The sequence below is a fragment of the Mycolicibacterium iranicum genome (assembly GCF_014190915.1).
GTDB lineage: Bacteria > Actinomycetota > Actinomycetes > Mycobacteriales > Mycobacteriaceae > Mycobacterium > Mycobacterium iranicum_B.
The window spans coordinates 59,057-76,915 of sequence record NZ_JACHVU010000013.1 but is presented as its reverse complement, the minus strand read 5'-3'; the positions used below and the strand labels follow the sequence as shown (position 1 = coordinate 76,915).

The following is a 17,859-nucleotide window of genomic DNA, read 5'->3' as shown; positions in this document are numbered from 1 at the left end:
GGTCATCCGGCGCCCTGGCGTGCCTTCTCCCGCGCCTTGGCCGGGTAGGTGAGCGTCATGCCCGCGGCCCCGACGATGACGACCACGGGGATGACCGCCTTGGTCAGGTGAACGGTCGACGGCGCCGCCACCGCGAGGTAGCCGAGCACCGCGATGAGGGCGAACACAAGGGCCCACATCAGCGTCAGCACCTGGTTGGTGCGCCGGAAGGCTGCCTCCTCCCAGTCCTGACGCGGGCCCGAGGCAGGCGCGTACTGGGCCGTGAAGGGTTCGAATGCCAGCGACACCAGCGCCATCAACGCGAGCACGCCGCTGGACAGGGTCGTGGCATAGGTGTCCATCCAGTCGCGGTCCTGGGCACCGATGACCAGGCCCACGATCGTCACGCCCGCGAAGAACGCCACCGTGACCCCGTCGAGCAACCGCACCCCGGCGAAGCCCGCCGACATTCCGAGGATCAGCGTGGCGATGACGGCGCAGAGGGCGCCGAACATCTAGGTGCTCGGACCGTCGGCCACGACCCAGTAGATGATCCACGGGACGAAACCGATGAACGGGCTGCGCTCGAACCACTCATCCACGCCGACAGCTTTACCCGAGTCGGGGCCTCAGGCGACGCCCTTGCGTCTCAGGATCGGCAGCACACCCTCGGCGAACCAGTACGCCTCCTCCAGGTGGGGGTAGCCCGACAGGATGAACTCGTCGAACCCGACGCCGTGGTACTCCAGGATGAGGTTCGCGACCTCCTCGTGGCTGCCCACCAGCGCGGTGCCCGCGCCACCACGCACCAGACCCACCCCCGCCCACAGGTTGGGGTAGATCTCCAGCCGGTCGGTGCGCCCCCCGTGCAGTGCTGTCATGCGGCGTTGGCCCTCGGACTCCGACTTCGCGTGCAGCTGCGTGGCAATGGCGATCTGTTCGGGACTGAGCGTGGCCAGCAGCTCGTCGGCCACCGCCCATGCCGCTTCGGAGGTGTCCCGGCTGATGGTGTGCAACCGGATGCCGAACCGCACGGTGCGTCCCCGCTGCCGGGCCAGGGCGCGCACCGTCTCGATCTTGGCCGCGGCGGCCTGCGGCGGCTCGCCCCAGGTGAGGTAGACGTCGGCGTGGTCGGCCGCGATCGGCAGGGCCGGTGCCGAGGACCCCCCGAAGTAGATCTGCGGCAACGGGTTCGGCGGCGCGGAGACCCGGGCGTCGGCCACCTCGTAGAAGTCGCCGGTGAAGTCGACGGATTCCTGGGTCCACACGGAGCGCACGATGTGGAGGAACTCGCCCGTGCGCGCATAGCGTTCGTCGTGGCCCACCCAGTCACCGAACCGGCGCTGTTCGAGATCGTCGCCGCCGCTGACGATGTTGAGCAGCACGCGTCCGCCGGAGAACCGCTGCAGCGTGGCGGCCTGCTGCGCCGCCAGCGTCGGAGGCACCAGGCCGGGCCGGAACGCGACGAGGAACTTCAGTCGTTCGGTCTCGGCGAGCAGAGCCGACGCGGTGAGCCAGGCGTCCTCGCACCACGTCCCGGTCGGCGTCAGCACTCCTTCGTATCCGAGGCGGTCTGCGGCGCGGGCGATCTCGGCGAGGTAGCGGCGGGTCGGCGGTCGGTAACCCGCCGGTTCGGTGAGCTGCGCGGAGGCGTGCGAGGCGCCGACGATCGACCTGCCGTCACCGGCGGTGGGGAGGAACCAGTGGAACCGTGCCGAGGCAGCCGATGCCGGGACGCTGGATGTCGAGGTGGTGAGTGCGGTCATCATGTCTCCTAGGTACGAGCGACCGACAGAGGCGCCAGTGTCTCGGCGTAGCGGCGGTCGACCCACTTGTCGAACTCCGGGGCTTCGGCGATCTGTCCGGATTCGGCGAACAGGTCGGTCAACTGCTGCTCGGACGCCACGAGTTCGTCGGACAGCGGGAGGGGCAGACGCAGGCTGCGGTCCTGCGCGGCAGCCCCGACCGCGGGGTCGAGACCCACTGCGGCCGAATATTTCTCGGCCCATTCTTCGGGATGGTCATGTGCCCACTGCACCGCCTTGGCATAGCGCACCAGTAGGTCGCTGATCGCCGTGTTGCGCTTCGGGTCGGCCAGCGCCCGGTCGGAGGCGACGCCGAAACCCGCTCCGTTCGTGACGCCGGTGGCCTGCGCGATGCTGCGCACCGGGATGTCGGCTTCCGCCTGCGCGGTATAGGGGTCCCAGACCGCCCAGGCGTCGACCTGACGCTGGGCGAACGCGCCGAGTGCATCGGCCGGTTGCAGGAAGACCAAGGAGACGTCGGCGGGTGTCATGCCGGCGCGATCGAGTTGGGCGAGGACATTGCCGTGTGCGGAGCTGCCTTTGGCCAGTGCGATGCGTCTGCCGCGGAGCTCGGCGACAGACCGGATCGGTGAATCCCGGTGCACCAGAACCTTGTCGCCGCGACCGCTGCCGTCGTAGGCCGAGACCACCTTGACCTTCGCTCCCGAGGCGGCGCCGAAGATGGGCGGCGTGTTGCCGGTGACGGCGAAGTCGATCCTGCCCGCGGTGGCGGCTTCGATCTGAGGCGGTCCGGACGTGAAGGTCGAGAACGCGATCGTGTACGGCAGCCCGTTCAGGGCGCCCGCAGCGGTCAGCAGGGCTTCGGTGCCGCCCTTCTGATCGCCGACCTGCAGGGTGAGGTCCGACAGTTCGGTCAGGGGGACGAGATCGGGGGCCTGCTCAGCACCCGCGGCGTCTTCCCTGGTCACACAGCCGGCGAGCAGCACCGTCAGGAGTGCGAGCACCACGATGAGTCGAGACATCGAAGATCCTTTCCGGAGAACGTCGGTCAGAGTCGGACACCGAGCTTGTCGAGAAGCTCGGCCCGGTGGCGATCGGTGTGGCCCTCCCCCGGCCCGCGGCGGGGATCAGGGATGTCGAGCGTGTGCACCACCTCACCGGCCTCCAGGATGACCACGCGATCGGCAAGGGCGACGGCTTCGTCCACGTCGTGGGTGACGAGCAGGACGCCGAAACCGTGCTCGCGCCAGAGGTCGAGGAGCAGGTGGCGCATCGACAGCCGGGTCAGCGCGTCGAGCGCTCCGAACGGCTCGTCGAGCAGGAGCAGCTGCGGTTCGGCCACCAGGGCGCGAGCCAGTGAAACCCGTTGTGCCTGACCCCCGGACAGTGTCAAGGGCCAGGCGCCGGCACGCTCGGCGAGACCGACGTCGGCCAGTGCGTGCTCGGCGCGTCGCGCCTTCTCTGCTCTGGACAGGCGACTGCGGGTCAGGCCGTACGCCACGTTGGTGCGCACGTCGCGCCACGGGAACAGCCGGGGCTCCTGGAAGGCCATCGCCGGCGCGCCGGCGACGGCACGCTCGCCGGTGTGGTCGGCGGACAGCCCGGCCAGCACCCGCAAGACGGTCGATTTACCCGAGCCGCTGCGCCCGATCAGCGCGACGATCTCGCCGCGGTCGATGCGCAGCGACACGTCGGCGAGCACATGGTGCTCGCCGTACCACTTGTCGACATGGCGCAGCTCGCCGGCCGTGACGGGCCTTGGATCGCAAACATGCTGCGCGGCAGGTGAGGTGATGGTCATGAGCGGTACCTCAGGGCTCGGCGCTCCAGGGCGCGGACCATCGCGTCGGTGCCGATCCCGAGGAGGGCGTAGACGATCAGGCCGAAGATGATGATGTCGATGCGCAGGAAGTCGCGCGCATTCATGATCAGGAAGCCGATGCCTTTGTCGGCGTTGATCTGTTCGGCGACGATGAGGGTGAGCCACGCGATCGCCAGCGACTGGCGCGCGCCGACCAGAACCTGGGGCGCGGCGCTCGGCACGATGATCGAACGGAAGCGCTGCCAGAACGAAAAACCCAGTACCTGCGCTGTTTCGAACAGTTTGGGGTCGACCTGCCGGATCGCCGAGAAGGTGTTCAGGTAGAGCGGAAAGCTCACCCCGAGCGCGACCAGCAGCACCTTGGGCAGCTCACCGATGCCGAACCAGAGGATGAACAGCGGGATCAGGCCGAGGTGCGGCAGAGCGCGCACCATCTGCATCGGCGGGTCCACGGTGGCTTCGACCCACCTCGACAGGCCGACGGCCGTACCCAGCGCGACGCCCACGACGCCCCCGAGGACGAGGCCTTCGAGCACCCGGATCCCGGACACGGTGAGGGCGTCGACGAGCTGGCCGTTCTCGAGAAGTTCGACGCCCGCTTCGACGATGAGCGACGGGGCGGGCAGCACCTCCTGCGGGATCAGGCGCAGGGCACTGCCGAGTTGCCAGAGCGCGAGGAACGCGAACGGGGACGCGAGCCGGATCAGACCCCATCTGCGGTCTGGACGGCGGGCGCCGGGGGCGGGGGCGGCCGGTGCCAACGGCGGCGCCGGGTCGGTGGAAGGTGTCACGGTGAGGCGACGCTACGCCCGACCGTCCCGGCGCCGAAGGGTTTGATTCTGCGTGAGGTGAACCGCGATTCGTCAGTTCAGCCGGAATGTGCCGGTCACGAGCGTCGGGTTCACGCTGACCCCGTTGATCGTGGAGCGGGGCGCAGCGCCCGGCGGGAACTCGATGGGCCCCGCAGGCCCGAGATTGCGTTTGTTGCGCACGTCGTTGCGCACGTCGAAGTCGCTTAGCTCATCGAGATTGAACACGTCGAAGTTGCGGTCCCCCTTCTGGAATCCGCTGAACTGCACGCCGGTGGCGGATCCGTCGGGACGCACCACCCAGGAAGCACGCACCCCGTCGGCGTCGGCGGTGTACATGCCCGCGACGCCGGAGACGGGCGCTGCGGTGAACCGGTACCCGACCCCGTTCATCGTGACCTCGCCGGTCACGTCGCTGCCGGTGAACTGCGCGGCGAGGGTGTCCCGGAACCGCGATTTCAGGTCGAGCGCCCCGCCGGTCTGGTCGCCGAAGAACCATGCCTCGTCGTCTGTTCCGTTGCAGGCGTAGGCGGCGACGGAGCTGCCGTCCACGCTGATCCCAATGGTCATGGGCTTGCCGTCGGCTGCGGCCATGTCGGCCATATAGCGGGCGGATTCGGGAAACGGTGCCGCCGAGGAGGTCTCCGGCGCCGGCTGCGACGGTGAGGTCGCCTCGGGGGTGGAGTTGCTCGTGCAGGCCGACAACGTTCCGAACGCGACGAGCGCGCTGAGCCCGGCGAGCAGTGAACGCGTGTGGTTTCTCATGGCATCAGCATGATCGGCCGCCCGGCGGCGCACATGAAGATTGCGTGGAGATTGTGTGGAGATCCCTGCTCACGCGCCGAGGAACGCGGCCACCTCGTCGCAGAACACCCGCCACGCGGGCTCGGCACCGGTGAGCAGATGGTTGTTGCTCGCGAGCGCCACCAGCCGGGACTCGGGGATGAGCGCCGCCAATTCCTCTCCGTAGCGCATCGGCACACGATGGTCGTCGCGGGAGTGCAGGATCAACGTGGGGCACTGCACCCGGGCGCAGGACTCCCGCACGTCGATGCGGGCGAACTCCTCCAGGAAGTGCACGGCGTTCTCCGGCGACGTGGTGCGGCGCTGCAACTGATCGAACGCCGCCCAGTCCGCCCGCGTCCCGTCGGGCAGGAACTGCGCGGCGAAGACCTGACGGAAGGCCGGATCGTCACGACCCCATCCGACCCGGGCGAGGTCGAGATCCAGTGCGGCGGCCCGTCTTTCGTCGTCGTTGAGGGCTCGCACCGCACGGCCCCGCGCGTATGCGCCGCACAGCACGAGCTTGCTCACCTTCTCCGGGTGCCGGGCGGCGTACGCGACCGCCACCGCGCCTCCCTGCGACACTCCGAGCAGGGGGAACCGCTGCAGACCGACGGCCTCGACGACCGTTTCGAGGTCGGTCACCCAGTTGTCGAAGTCGAACGAGCCGGCGTCCCAGTCCGACAGTCCGCACCCGCGCTCGTCGTACCGGATGAACGTGTTGCGCAACGACATCTCCCTGACCCAGTGCCGCCACACCGGGCTCTCGATGTCATAGCCGAGGTGGGTCATCCAGTTGGCGGCCCGCACCAGCGGCGGCCCCTCTCCCGACACCGCGTAGGCCAGCCGTGCGCCGTCGGACGCGCGGGTGAAGGCGATGTGCTGCCGGGGCGCCTCCGGCTCGGGAGTCGCAGCGACGCCGTCGGCGAGCAGCCGGCCGACGAACTGGTACCCACGCCCGCGCACGGTGCGGATGTAGCGCTGGGATTCGCCGTCGTCGCCCAGTGCCCGGCGCGCCGCCTTGATCCGGCTGGTGAGCGCAGCCTCGCCGACGAACCGCCCGCCCCACACCGAATCGAAGAGCTCCTCCTTGCTGACGAACCGTTCGGAGTTGCTCACCAGTTGGGTCAACACGTCGAACACCTGGGGTTCGACCCGGATCGCCGCACCGGCGCGCCGCAGCTCGTAGCGGGCCGCGTCGAGACAGAAATCGTCCCAGCGCCACACACGGGTCGGTGGAGAAAGCGCGGGATCGGCGCTGGTCACGCGCCAAGGGTACCGCTGGGCAGGCGCGACCGTCGGACTACCGGCCGCGTCGTCTGGAAGGAGTCAGCGCCAGCCGTCGGCGGCGCGCGCCGCCCTCATCACCGCGTCGCAGAGCTCGCGCAGTTCGGCGGCTCCGGCGCCCTCCTCGATGGCGGTCGCCATGTCCTCGGCGGCGCAGCGGACCTCGTACACGCGATCCGAGAGGTCCGAGGCCTCATCTGCGGACAGCACGACCGCATCGGGCGGCAGGGCGGTGCCCTTTACCTGGGCGCGCTGCTCGTAGGCCCGTTGCCTGCAGGACTGTCTGCAGTACTGGCGCCGCCGCCCCATCCCCGCATCGGCCACCTCGCGACCGCACCACCGGCAGGTTTGAGGGCGCCGACGGGTACCCGTCGAGGGGCTCAGCGAGGTCACCGCCCGACTGTAAACGGGACGACCGCGATATCCCGGTATCATCGACGGTCGAGTCGGGAACTCTTCGCTGTGTGTACGCGTTGACAATCCCGGACCACGAGCTTTCACAGAGGAGTTGACGATGGCTGATCGTGTCTTGAGGGGCAGCCGCCTCGGAGCAGTGAGCTACGAGACGGACCGCAACCACGACCTGGCGCCGCGTCAGGTCGCCCGCTACCGCACCGACAACGGCGAGGAGTTCGACGTCCCGTTCGCCGACGACGCCGAGATCCCCGGCACCTGGCTGTGCCGCAACGGCATGGAGGGCACCCTCATCGAGGGCGATGTCCCCGAGCCCAAGAAGGTGAAGCCCCCGCGCACCCACTGGGACATGCTGCTGGAGCGTCGTTCCGTCGAGGAACTCGAAGAGCTGCTCAAGGAACGTCTCGAGATCGTCAAGACGCGCCGCCGCGGATAGTTAGCGCGCGCTCCCACGGGCCCGGTCGATGCGGGCCCGCATGCCCCACTGGGCGACCTTGACGATCGCTTCCCGGATGGTGGACCCGTCCATCTTCGACACCCCGTGCTCGCGTTCGGTGAAGGTGATCGGCACCTCGACGACGGTGAAGCCGGCGTTGATGGTGCGCCACGTCAGATCCACCTGGAAGCCGTAGCCCTTCGAATCCACGGCGGCCAGGTCGATCTTCTCCAGCACCTCGCGGCGGTACGCGCGATAGCCCGCCGTGATGTCGTGGATGTCGACGCCGAGCAGGATGCGCGAGTACGAGTTGGCCGTCCTGGACAGCACGAGCCGGCGTCGCGGCCAATTGCGGACGTTACCTCCGTCGACGTAGCGCGATCCGATCACCAGGTCGGCGCCCGCGTCGATCTGGTCGAGGAGGCGGTAGAGGTCCTCCGGGGCGTGGCTCCCGTCGGCGTCCATCTCGACCAGCACGGAGTACTGCCGGTTCAGGCCCCAGGCGAACCCGGCGAGGTAGGCCGCGCCCAGACCGTCCTTGGAGGTGCGGTGCATGACGTGGACGCGGTCGGGATCGGCCAGCGCCAGCTCGTCGGCGAGCTCACCGGTGCCGTCGGGGCTGCCGTCGTCCACGATCAGCACGTGGACGTCGGGTGTCGAGTCGTTGACGCGGGACACGATCGTCAGCAGGTTGTCGCGCTCGTTGTACGTCGGGATGATCACCAACGTGCGGGCGCTGGGCCGCCCGGCAGGTCTGCCCTCACCGGTCAAGCCACCGGGGACGCTCATGGGGCTCCTTCGCCGTCGTCGCTGGTCGGTTTCCGACCTCTCCATCTGGTGGGCACGAATGCACCATTGTGCAGCATCGCCCCGAGAACAGCCGAAACGCCGAGGGCCACCAGGACCGCCTCGATGAGAGGCCCGAACCGGGTCGCGGGCGTCAGCGCAGTCTTGAGCCGGACCTGTTTGTCCAGGTAGGCGGACTCGAACCAGCCGGTCCGGGCCATCACGTGCCCGTCCGGGGCGATGACCGCACTGATCCCCGTGGTGCCCGACACCACGACGTACCGGTCGTGTTCGACGGCACGCAATCGGCCGAACGCCAGCTGTTGCTCACTCATCGCCTGGTCGAAGGTCGCGTTGTTGCTGGGAACCGCCAGCAGCTGCGCCCCGTTGCGTACCGATTCCCGTGCCGCGCGGTCGAAGATGACCTCCCAGCAGGTGGTGATGCCGACGGGCACCCCCGCGGCCTGGACCACTCCGTCCCCGTCGCCGGGGAGGAAGTACCCGGCCCGGTCGGCGTAGGAGGAGAGCTTGCTGAAGAAGCCGCGCCACGGAAGGTACTCGCCGAACGGCTGGACGATGCGCTTGTCGTGCCGGTCGGAAGGCCCGGTCCCCGGGTTCCACACGAGGACAGTGTTGTTCGACACCGGATTGTCCCGGCTGTACCCGGGCGCCGCGACCACGCCGCCCACCAGGACGGGTGCGTTGATCGCCGCGGCCGCCTTCGAGATCTCCTGCGCTGCATCGTCGTTGGCGATGGGATCGATGTCCGACGAGTTCTCCGGCCAGATCACGAGCATCGGTTGCGGCGCCCGCCCCGACCGCACGTCGTCGGCCAGCCGCAGCGTTTCGCGAACGTGGTTGTCCAGCACCGCTCGCCGTTGTGCGTTGAACTCCAGGCCGAGTCGCGGGACGTTGCCCTGCACGGCGGCCACCGTCACCGGGGGTTCGTCCCCGGCGCCGAGCCCGGCCTTGCGCACGTGCGGCCAGGCCAGGGCGGTGCCCAGCAGCACCAGGGTGATGCACAGGCCCGGGATCACCACGGCCGGCGGGCGGGTCGCCCGCGTCGCAGCGTCGCGGCGCCACCATCCGGCGATCTCGAGGACGAGCGCGGCCAGGCCGAAGCCGGTCAGCGCCACCGCGAACGAGACCAGTGGTGCTCCCCCGAGATATGCCAGCGGGAGCAGGGGTCCGTCGGTCTGGGAGAACCCGACCACTCCCCATGGGAAACCGCCGAAGGGGACCGTGGACTTCAGCCACTCCTGGGCCGACCACAGGCCGGCGAACCACACAGGCCAGCCGGGCACCCGGCGGACGACCACGGCCAACGCACCGAACAACGCGGTGAACAGCGCCTCGGCGAACGACAGTGCGAGCCACGGCGCCGCTCCCACCAGACCGCTGATCCATGGCAGCAGCGGCACATAGAAGGCGAGGCCGGTCAGCAGCCCGTAGCCGGCGCCCCCCATGACGGTGGTGGACGGCCGGGTCAGCACCCAGCCCATCAGTCCGAGCGCCAGGATCGCGGTGAACCACCATCCGAACGGTGGGAAGCTCACACAGAGCGCCAGACCGGCGACGATCGCCACGCTCACCAGGGCGAGGCGGTCGACGATCCCCTGACCGAGGCGGCGCCACCGCGACGCGGCCGGCGGGGCGTCGGCGCCGGTCCCGGTCTCGGCTGCGGTGTCGACGGTGTCAGCCATGGAGGACAGAACCTCGGTGCACGGTCTGCCGGCAGCGGGGCAGCTCACCGTCGAGAGCGGGCAGCACCGGCACCCGTGACCGCGGATCGGTGGACCATCGCTGCACCGCGTCGGCGGGCGCGCTGACATCGAAACGGTCGGCGTCCCACACCGCGTAGCTCGCCGGGGCCCCCGGCACCAGCGTGCCCGTCACACCGTCGCGGACTCCCCCGGCCCGCCACGCTCCCTTGGTCGCGGCGGCGAACGCGGCACGTGCCGAGATCGCGCTGCCCGGGGTCCGGTGAGCCGTGGCCGCGCGCACGGTCGCCCAGGGATTCATGTCGGTGACGGGGCTGTCCGAACCGAAAGCGAGTGGCACGCCTTGGGATGCTAACAGCGAGAAGCGATTCAGTTCCGCGGCGCGGGTTGCCCCCAGACGCTGGGCATACATGCCGTTCGCACCGCCCCACAGCGCATCGAAGTTCGGTTGCATGCTGGCTATGACACCGCAGCTGCCCAGGAACGCGGCCTGTTCCGGCGTGACCATCTCGAGGTGTTCGAGCCGGTGCCCGCAGCGCGCCACCGCGGGGACGCCGAAGCGATCGACGACCGCCTGCAGCGCTGCGGTGACGGCGGCCACGGCCGCGTCGCCGATCACGTGGAAACCGGCGGTGACGCCGGCCTGGGTGCAGGCGGCCAGGTGCGCGGTGCAGGCGTCCACGTCGAGGTAGCTGTTCCCGGTTGCCGCCCCGCAGCCGGGGTGGGCATCGGCGCCGACGTCGGTGTAGGGCTCGTGCAGCCATGCGGTGCGCGACCCGATCGCGCCGTCGACGAACAGGTCGCCCGCCAGACCGCGGGCACCGGTCGCCTCGATCAGCTCGGTGGCCTGTGCCGCGGTGCTGACCTGTTCGCCCCAGTAGCCGACGACATCGACGCCGTGGACATGAGCCCGCAACTCCCGCCAGTCGTCGAGGCCGCCGATGTCCGGGCCGGCGCACTCGTGGACGGCGACGATGCCGTGCGCCGCGGCCATGTCCAGGGCGGCCTGCCTGGCGTCGGCGCGCTGTGCGGCGTCGAGCCGCTCGCGGGCCGCGCGGCGGACCCGGTGGTGGGCGTCGGCGATCAGCGGCGCCCCGTCGGTCACACCGGCGACATGACGCAGGGCTGTCGACGCGACCGCGGAATGCACGTCCACGCGGGCGAGGTAGACCAGCCGGGAACCGGCGACGGCGTCGACGTCCGCGGTGCTCGGAGCGATACCCTCCGGCCAGGCGGATTCGTCCCAGCCGTGTCCCCAGACGACGCCGTCGGGATGCGACCGCAGGTGGGCGGTCAGCAGCTCCAGGCAGTGCGGCAGCGAGGTTGCGGGCCGGAGGTCCAGGCCGGTCAGCGTCAGACCTGTGGCGGTGGTGTGCACGTGGCTGTCGACGAACGCCGGCGCCACGAATCCTCCGGCGAGGTCGGTGACGGTCGCCTCCGGGAACTGCGCGCGGCCCACGTCGTCGCTGCCCAGCCATGCGACCACCCCGTCACGCACGGCCATGGCGGTGGCGTCGGGCATGGCCGGGCTGTGCACCCGGCCGTTGAGGAGGAGCTCGGTCACTCCGGTGAGCGGGGCAGTTCGCGCCGTCCGGTGACACCGTCCTCCGAGACGACCGGGTCGGCAGCGTCTCGGCGTCCGGGCGCGCCGTCGTCGAAGACGACCGGGTCGGCAGCGTCTCGGCGTCCGGGCGCGCCGTCGTCGAAGACGACCGGGTCGCCGACGTCGTGGACGTCGATCACCTCACCGTCGACGTATTCACCGCGCATGCGGGAACGTGCCGCTGCCGAACCCATCGTTCCGACGCCCACGATCAGCGGGGCCCGCCGGGCCGCCAGCGCGGTGACGAGCGGACGGGCAGCCGCGCGGGTGGGCGGTAGGAGCAGCAGTGCGCCGAGAGCCGAACTGGCCAGGCCGGGAATCACGACCAGAACCGTACCGAGGGCGACGAGCACGCTGTCGGTGACCGCCCCCTGCGCATCGGCCAGGCTCAGTCCGGCCCGCAGGCGCTGGAGATGGCGGCGCAGCTGCGAGCCGGCCAGCGCGAGACCCAGCAGGAACACCGCGGCCACCAGCAGCAGGGTCCAGCCGAAACCGATCGTCGAGACCAGCGCGACCAGCACGGCCAGCTCGACGACCGCGTACAGAAGGAACAGCCTCATCGCCATAGTGTGACAACGCCGGGGGGATGTCCCCGGTTCCGCTGCCCACAGACCCTCAGCCGATGTTCAGGCGCGGGTCACGACGAGGCGGGTTCGACCTCGATCGCGGCGTGCACCTTGTCGACGCCGCCGCGGATGATGGCCTGCGGCACCCACCACCAGGCATGCCACCAGTAGCGCCGGGTGACCATGTCGAAGACGCGGCGCGTCTCGGACTTCGGCAGGTTGCGCGCGACCGCCTCGACGGGCTCGCCCTTGGGCTTGCCGAGGACACCGCACTTCTGAATGGTCACCCGCGGCGTGTTCTTGATGCGCTTGGTCTTCCACGAGCCGTCGTCGGTGCTGATCAGCAGCTTGCCCTCATGCGGGACGCCCCACACCGGGGTGGGCTTGGGCCGCCCGTCCTTGGTGAACGTGGTCAGCAGCAGATACTTCTCGCGGTAGACGTCCTCGAACGTCGGGTGCTGGGTCGCGGAGTTCGCCATGAACCCTCTAATTGACCGGTTTGATCTCGATCGAAACGTTGTTGTCCATGCCGCCGCGCAGTTTGGAGAAGAAGTTGAACGTCTTCCCGAGAAGGCCGTAGCGCTTGCCGAGCGCATCGTAGGTCTTGGCGTTCAGCGCCTTGGGCAGGATCGCCGCAGTGGCCTCGACGGGCTCTCCCTTGGGGTTGCCGCGACGATCGCACTCGGCGATGGTCACGCGCGGGGTGTTGCGGATGCGCTTGACCTTCCAGGATTTCTCCTGGGTGATGGCGATCAGGGCCTCGCCGGCCGGCGCCGCCCAGATGGCGGTCGGCTTGGGCCGGCCGTCCTTGGTGAACGTCGTCAGCAGGATGTATTCGGACTTGGCGACTTCGGCGAACGTGACAGACATGCTGTCAGGTTAGTCAGGTTCTTCAGGCCGGTCCTGAGGCCGGCCTCAGGGCCGGTGTCACCCCTCCAGGTCGCCCTCGGTTTCCAGCAGCACCTGCTTGAGCCCGTCCAGGGTGGCCTTCTCCGGCGCGGCCCACATGCCGCGTCCGGCGGCCTCGAGCAGCCGCTCGGCCATACCGTGCAGCGCCCACGGGTTGGACTCGTTCATGAACTTGCGGTTCTCGTCGTCGAGCACGTAGCTCTGCGACAACTGCTCGTACATCCAGTCCGCCATCACCCCGGCGGTCGCGTCGTAGCCGAACAGATAGTCGACCGTGGCCGCCATCTCGAACGCGCCCTTGTAACCGTGCCTGCGCATGGCCGTGATCCAGCGCGGGTTGACCACGCGGGCGCGGAACACCCGGGTGGTCTCCTCGGACAGGGTGCGCGTGCGCACCGATTCGGGCCGGGTGTTGTCGCCGATGTAGGCGGCGGGGTCCTTGCCGGTCAGGGCGCGCACGGTGGCCACCATGCCGCCGTGATACTGGAAGTAGTCGTCGGAGTCGGCGATGTCGTGCTCGCGGGTGTCGGTGTTCTTGGCCGCCACGGCGATTCGGCGGTAGGACCGGTTCATGTCGTCGGTCGCGGGGGCCCCGTCGAGGCCGCGCCCGTAGGCGAACCCGCCCCAGGCGGTGTACACCTCGGCGAGATCGGCGTCGTCGCGCCAGTTCCTGCTGTCGATGAGCTGCAGCAGGCCCGCGCCGTAGGTTCCCGGCTTGGATCCGAAAATCCTTGTGGTGGCGCGCCTGTGGTCACCGTGGTCGGCCAGGTCTGCGTGGGCGTGCGCGCGGACGAAGTTGTCCTCGGCCGCCTCGTCCAGATCGGCGACCAGGCGGACGGCGTCGTCGATCATGGCCACCACGTGGGGGAAGGCGTCACGGAAGAACCCGGAGATGCGGACGGTGACGTCGATGCGGGGGCGACCCAGTTCGGCCAGCGGGATCGCCTCCAGATCCACGACCCGCCGCGACGCGTCGTCCCACACCGGCCGGACGCCCAGCAGCGCAAGGACTTCGGCGATGTCGTCGCCCGAGGTGCGCATCGCCGAGGTGCCCCACACCGACAGCCCCACCGACTCCGGCCAGCGGCCGTAGTCACTGCGATAGCGTTCCAGCAGCGAGTCCGCCAGGCCCACACCGGTTTCCCAGGCCAGCCGCGACGGAACGGCCTTGGGGTCGACCGAGTAGAAGTTGCGTCCGGTCGGCAGGACGTTGACCAGTCCCCGCAACGGCGAACCCGACGGGCCCGACGCGATGAACCGCCCGTCGAGGGCCCGCAGGATCTGCTCGACCTCCCCCGCCGTGCCGGCGAGCCGGGGCACCACCTCGGTGGCGGCGAAGCGCAGAATGGCCGCGACGTCGGCGTTGTCGGTCAGGGAGTCGACCGCTGCGGCGTCCCAACCGGTTTCGGCGAGGGCGACGACGAGTTCGCGGGCGCGGGCTTCGGCGTCGTCGACCGCGGTGCGGTCGAGCCGGCCCTCCTCGCCGTTCTCCTTGAGGCCCAGCGCCTCGCGCAGCCCGGGGACCGTCTGCTCGCCACCGAACAACTGGCGGGCGCGCAGGATGGCCAGGACGAGGTCGATCTGCGAGTCGCCGGACGGCGTCTCACCGAGAATGTGCAGGCCGTCGCGGATCTGGACGTCCTTGATCTCGCACAACCAGCCGTCGACGTGTAACAGCATGTCGTCGAACGAATCCTCGTCGGGCCGGTCTTCGAGGCCGAGGTCGTGGTCCATCTTCGCTGCGCGCATCAGCGTCCAGATCTGCTGGCGGATCGCGGGCAGCTTTCCCGGGTCGAGCGCGGAGATGTTGGCGTGCTCGTCGAGCAACTGCTCGAGCCGGGCGATGTCGCCGTAGCTTTCGGCCCGGGCCATCGGCGGGATCAGGTGATCGACGAGGGTGGCGTGGGCCCGTCTCTTGGCCTGGGTCCCCTCGCCCGGGTCGTTGACCAGGAAGGGGTAGATCAGCGGCTGGTTGCCCAGTGCGGCGTCGGTGCCACACGCCGACGACATGCCGAGGGTCTTGCCGGGCAGCCACTCCAGGTTGCCGTGCTTGCCGAGATGCACGATCGCATCGGCATCGAACGTGGTGCCGCCGGTGTCCCCGAAACCCCGTCCCAGCCACCGGTAGGCGGCCAGGTAGTGATGGCTGGGTGGGAGGTCCGGGTCGTGGTAGATGGCCACGGGGTTCTCTCCGAACCCGCGCGGCGGCTGGACCATGAGCACGACGTTGCCCGACTGCATCGCCGCGATGACGATCTCCCCGTCGGGGTCGCGGCTGCGGTCGACGTACAGCTCGCCGGGAGCGGGGCCCCAGTGCTCGGTGACGGCATCGGTGAGCTCGGCCGGAAGCGTCGCGAACCAGGCGCGATAGTCCTTGGCGGACACGCGAATCGGGTTCCCGGCCAGTTGCCCCTCGGTCAGCCAGGCGGGGTCCTGTCCCCCGCGCTCGATCAGCGCGTGGATGAGGGCGTCGCCGTCGCCGGCCTCCAGCCCCGGCACCTCGCCCGGCTCCCCGAGGTGGTAGCCGCGCTCGCCCATGGCCTGCAGCAGTCTGATCGCGCTGGCCGGGGTGTCCAGGCCCACCGCGTTGCCGATGCGGGCGTGCTTGGTGGGGTAGGCCGAGAACACGATCGCGACCCGCTTGTCGGCGGGCGCAATCGCGCGGAGCCGCGCGTGCCGCACCGCCAAACCCGCGACGCGGGCGCACCGTTCCGGATCGGGCACGTACGAGATCAGACCTTCGTCGTCGATCTCCTTGAACGAGAAGGGAACCGTGATGATCCGGCCGTCGAACTCGGGTACCGCCACCTGGGTGGCGACGTCGAGTGGCGACAGCCCGTCGTCGTTGGCCTCCCACTGGGCCTTCGAGCTCGTCAGGCACAGCCCCTGCAGGATCGGAACATCAAGGGCGGCAAGGTGTGCCACGTTCCACGTGTCGTCTGCGCCGCCTGCGCCGACCGCCGCCGGCGTGGCGCCACCCGCAGCCAGGACGGTGGTGATGAGCACGTCGGCGGTGCCGAGCAGTTCGATCAGCGCGTCGTCGGCGGTGCGCAGCGACGCGCAGAACACCGGGAGCGCCGTTCCCCCGGCGTCGTCGATCGCGTCGCACAGCGCCTCGATGTAGCGGGTGTTGCCCGCCAGATGCTGGGCCCGGTAGTAGAGCACGGCCACGGTGGGGCCCCGGTCGCCGTCGTCGGTGCCATCGTCGGCGCCGGCGCGCGCGGGGCGTTCGAGCACACCCCAGCTCGGGGTGGCGACGGGCTCGGCGAACCCGAAGCCGGTCATCAGCAGGGTGTCCGACAGGAAAGCGTGCAGGTTCCCGAGATTCTCGACGCCGCCCTGGGCGAGGTAGATGTGCGCCTGCAGCGCGACGCCCGCGGGCGTCGTCGAGTAGTTCATCAGGTCGGCGTCGGGAGCCTGCTCCCCGCTGACCACGACGGTCGGGATACCGCTGGCCGCGACGGCGTCGATGCCGTCCTCCCACGCCCGGTATCCACCGAGAATGCGCACGATGGCGACGTCCACGCCGTCGAGCAGCTCGTCGAGTTCCCCCTCCACCAGCCGCGCCGGGTTGGCCCAGCGGTAGGCGGCGCCGCTGGCGCGGGCGGTGATCAGGTCGGTGTCCGACGTCGACAGGAGCAGCACGGTCGGCGAGGCGGCGGGTTCACTCACCCCACATTCGTACCGGACTACGGTGGACGCCATGAGCGCGGGCGTCGCCGTAGGCACCCCGGATCCGTCGCTGCGCGGGGTGGTGCTGCGCTACGAGGGCTTCACCGCGCGTGACGGGGTCCCCGGCGTCTTCCGCGAGCTCGCCTGCTCGTTCGTCCCGGTCATCATCACTCTGGACGACGCGTGGACCGTGGCCCACCGCGAACATGTCGGCTCCGCCCCGCTGCGGCTGCGGTCGTTCGTGGCCGGCCTCACCGACGGACCCGTGCTGGTCGGCCACCGGGGCTCGGTGCAGTGCCTGCAGATCGATCTGACCCCGCTCGGTGCGCGACGTGTGCTGGGGGTCCCGTTGGCCGAGCTCGCCAACCGGTCGGTACCGATCGAGGCGGTGCTCGGCCCCTCCGGCGCCGATCTGGTGCAGCGCATCGGAGACGCCCCCAGCTGGCCCCAGCGCTTCGCGATCGTGGATGCCGCGCTCACCGACCGGCTGTGCGAGGCACCCGAGGTGGACGCCGGCGTGGCGTGGTCGCTGGGGCAGATCGTGGCCAGCGGTGGCGCCGCCACGATCGGGTCCCTGGCCGCCGAGCTCGGCTGGAGCCATCGGCGGCTCATCGCCCGCTACCGCGACGCGGTGGGACTGCCGCCCAAGACCGTGGCGCGGATCATCCGGTTCGAGCGGGCCCGCCTGCACCTGGAACGCGGGGCCGATCTGACGGAGACCGCCGCCGAGTGCGGCTACTTCGACCAGGCACACCTGTCGCGGGAGGTGCGCGAGTTGTCCGGTCTCACACCGGGCGAAATGCGCACCGTCAATTCCGTACAAGACGTGACGGTCTGAGCCCCCTACCGTCGGGTCATGACTTCGAACCCGACTTTCCTCGGCGCAGTGCCGATCGTCCCGTTCACCGAGCCACGCAAGGCCATCGACTGGCTCGTCCAGGCTTTCGGGGCCGAACCGACGCTTCTCGTACCGCCCGACCCCGTCCAGCCTCTCCAGCACGCCGAGGTGGCGATCGGCACCGGCCTGGTGATGGTCGACGACGCCGACCGGGACAGCATCTTCGCGCTGCCGGGTCCGGTCGTCGTCTACGTCGTCATCGAGACCCCGGCCGGGGTCGACGCGCTCCATGACAGGGCGCGCGCGGCCGGCGCGGAGATCGTCATGCCGGTCACCGACCAGGACTACGGGTCCCATGAGTTCGCGGCCCGCGATCCCTACGGCAACATCTGGAGCTTCGGCACCTACCGCCCGAGCGCGGCCCGGTGATGGTCAGCCCTGCCAGCGGCCGTACCAGGTCTGCCGGTA

General features: G+C 70.0%; 17 protein-coding genes and 1 pseudogene. 3 read left to right on the top strand and 15 right to left on the bottom strand.

Annotated features, from left to right (window positions below; translation table 11 throughout):
• Nucleotides 1-2 precede the first annotated feature (2 nt).
• From FHR72_RS22330 to FHR72_RS22295, 8 genes are all read right to left on the bottom strand, one after another.
• Nucleotides 3-494 (bottom strand): hypothetical protein, encoded by a 492-nt coding sequence (locus FHR72_RS22330; protein WP_260156175.1) that lies wholly within the window; start codon nt 492-494, stop codon nt 3-5.
• 114 nt (nt 495-608) lie between these two features.
• Complete coding sequence (locus tag FHR72_RS22325) at nt 609-1,745, bottom strand: LLM class flavin-dependent oxidoreductase (RefSeq protein ID WP_183472299.1); 1,137 nt, start codon at nt 1,743-1,745, stop codon at nt 609-611.
• Nucleotides 1,746-1,753: 8 nt separating this feature from the next.
• Nucleotides 1,754-2,767, bottom strand: a complete 1,014-nt coding sequence (locus FHR72_RS22320) for an ABC transporter substrate-binding protein (protein WP_183472296.1) — start codon at nt 2,765-2,767, stop codon at nt 1,754-1,756.
• A 26-nt stretch (nt 2,768-2,793) separates the two neighbouring features.
• Nucleotides 2,794-3,546: an ABC transporter ATP-binding protein gene (locus FHR72_RS22315; RefSeq protein ID WP_183472292.1), complete on the bottom strand. Its 753-nt coding sequence runs from the start codon at nt 3,544-3,546 to the stop codon at nt 2,794-2,796.
• Complete coding sequence (locus tag FHR72_RS22310) at nt 3,543-4,328, bottom strand: ABC transporter permease (RefSeq protein WP_183472502.1); 786 nt, start codon at nt 4,326-4,328, stop codon at nt 3,543-3,545. The genes FHR72_RS22315 and FHR72_RS22310 overlap by 4 nt, the downstream gene beginning before the upstream one ends.
• 102 nt (nt 4,329-4,430) lie before the next feature.
• Nucleotides 4,431-5,141, bottom strand: coding sequence for a hypothetical protein (locus FHR72_RS22305; RefSeq protein ID WP_183472289.1), 711 nt, complete (start codon nt 5,139-5,141; stop codon nt 4,431-4,433).
• A 69-nt stretch (nt 5,142-5,210) separates the two neighbouring features.
• On the bottom strand, nt 5,211-6,425 hold the full coding sequence (locus FHR72_RS22300) for an alpha/beta hydrolase (RefSeq protein WP_183472285.1): 1,215 nt from the start codon (nt 6,423-6,425) through the stop codon (nt 5,211-5,213).
• 63 nt (nt 6,426-6,488) lie between these two features.
• The gene (locus tag FHR72_RS22295) at nt 6,489-6,839 is read right to left on the bottom strand and encodes a hypothetical protein (RefSeq protein WP_183472282.1); all 351 of its coding nucleotides are present in this window, start codon (nt 6,837-6,839) and stop codon (nt 6,489-6,491) included.
• A 121-nt stretch (nt 6,840-6,960) separates the two neighbouring features.
• Here FHR72_RS22295 and rbpA point away from each other — a divergent pair, with 121 nt between their 5' ends.
• Nucleotides 6,961-7,296, top strand: a complete 336-nt coding sequence (rbpA, locus tag FHR72_RS22290) for an RNA polymerase-binding protein RbpA (protein ID WP_183472279.1) — start codon at nt 6,961-6,963, stop codon at nt 7,294-7,296.
• Here the strand turns inward: rbpA and FHR72_RS22285 are convergent, their stop codons facing one another.
• The 7 genes and pseudogenes from FHR72_RS22285 to cobN all read right to left on the bottom strand — a co-directional run bounded on the left by FHR72_RS22285 (nt 7,297) and on the right by cobN (nt 16,586).
• On the bottom strand, nt 7,297-8,085 hold the full coding sequence (locus FHR72_RS22285; RefSeq protein WP_183472264.1) for a polyprenol monophosphomannose synthase: 789 nt from the start codon (nt 8,083-8,085) through the stop codon (nt 7,297-7,299).
• Nucleotides 8,082-9,785: an apolipoprotein N-acyltransferase gene (lnt, locus tag FHR72_RS22280; protein ID WP_183472262.1), complete on the bottom strand. Its 1,704-nt coding sequence runs from the start codon at nt 9,783-9,785 to the stop codon at nt 8,082-8,084. The genes FHR72_RS22285 and lnt overlap by 4 nt, the downstream gene beginning before the upstream one ends.
• The gene (locus tag FHR72_RS22275; RefSeq protein WP_183472260.1) at nt 9,778-11,367 is read right to left on the bottom strand and encodes an amidohydrolase; all 1,590 of its coding nucleotides are present in this window, start codon (nt 11,365-11,367) and stop codon (nt 9,778-9,780) included. Before FHR72_RS22275 ends, lnt begins: the two co-directional genes overlap by 8 nt.
• A 143-nt stretch (nt 11,368-11,510) precedes the next feature.
• Nucleotides 11,511-11,972 (bottom strand): annotated as a pseudogene (locus FHR72_RS22270) (FxsA family protein); the annotation flags it as partial.
• A gap of 71 nt (nt 11,973-12,043) precedes the next feature.
• On the bottom strand, nt 12,044-12,451 hold the full coding sequence (locus FHR72_RS22265; protein ID WP_183472256.1) for a PPOX class F420-dependent oxidoreductase: 408 nt from the start codon (nt 12,449-12,451) through the stop codon (nt 12,044-12,046).
• Nucleotides 12,452-12,458: 7 nt separating this feature from the next.
• The gene (locus tag FHR72_RS22260; protein WP_183472254.1) at nt 12,459-12,842 is read right to left on the bottom strand and encodes a PPOX class F420-dependent oxidoreductase; all 384 of its coding nucleotides are present in this window, start codon (nt 12,840-12,842) and stop codon (nt 12,459-12,461) included.
• A gap of 57 nt (nt 12,843-12,899) precedes the next feature.
• Entirely contained in the window at nt 12,900-16,586 is a 3,687-nt protein-coding gene (gene cobN, locus FHR72_RS22255) for a cobaltochelatase subunit CobN (protein ID WP_183472252.1), read from the bottom strand.
• Here cobN and FHR72_RS22250 point away from each other — a divergent pair.
• Nucleotides 16,585-17,391, top strand: coding sequence for a helix-turn-helix domain-containing protein (locus FHR72_RS22250; RefSeq protein ID WP_183472249.1), 807 nt, complete (start codon nt 16,585-16,587; stop codon nt 17,389-17,391). The two genes, cobN and FHR72_RS22250, sit on opposite strands and share 2 nt — an antisense overlap.
• Before the next feature lie 18 nt (nt 17,392-17,409).
• Entirely contained in the window at nt 17,410-17,820 is a 411-nt protein-coding gene (locus FHR72_RS22245) for a VOC family protein (protein WP_183472246.1), read from the top strand.
• Nucleotides 17,821-17,859: the final 39 nt, after the last annotated feature.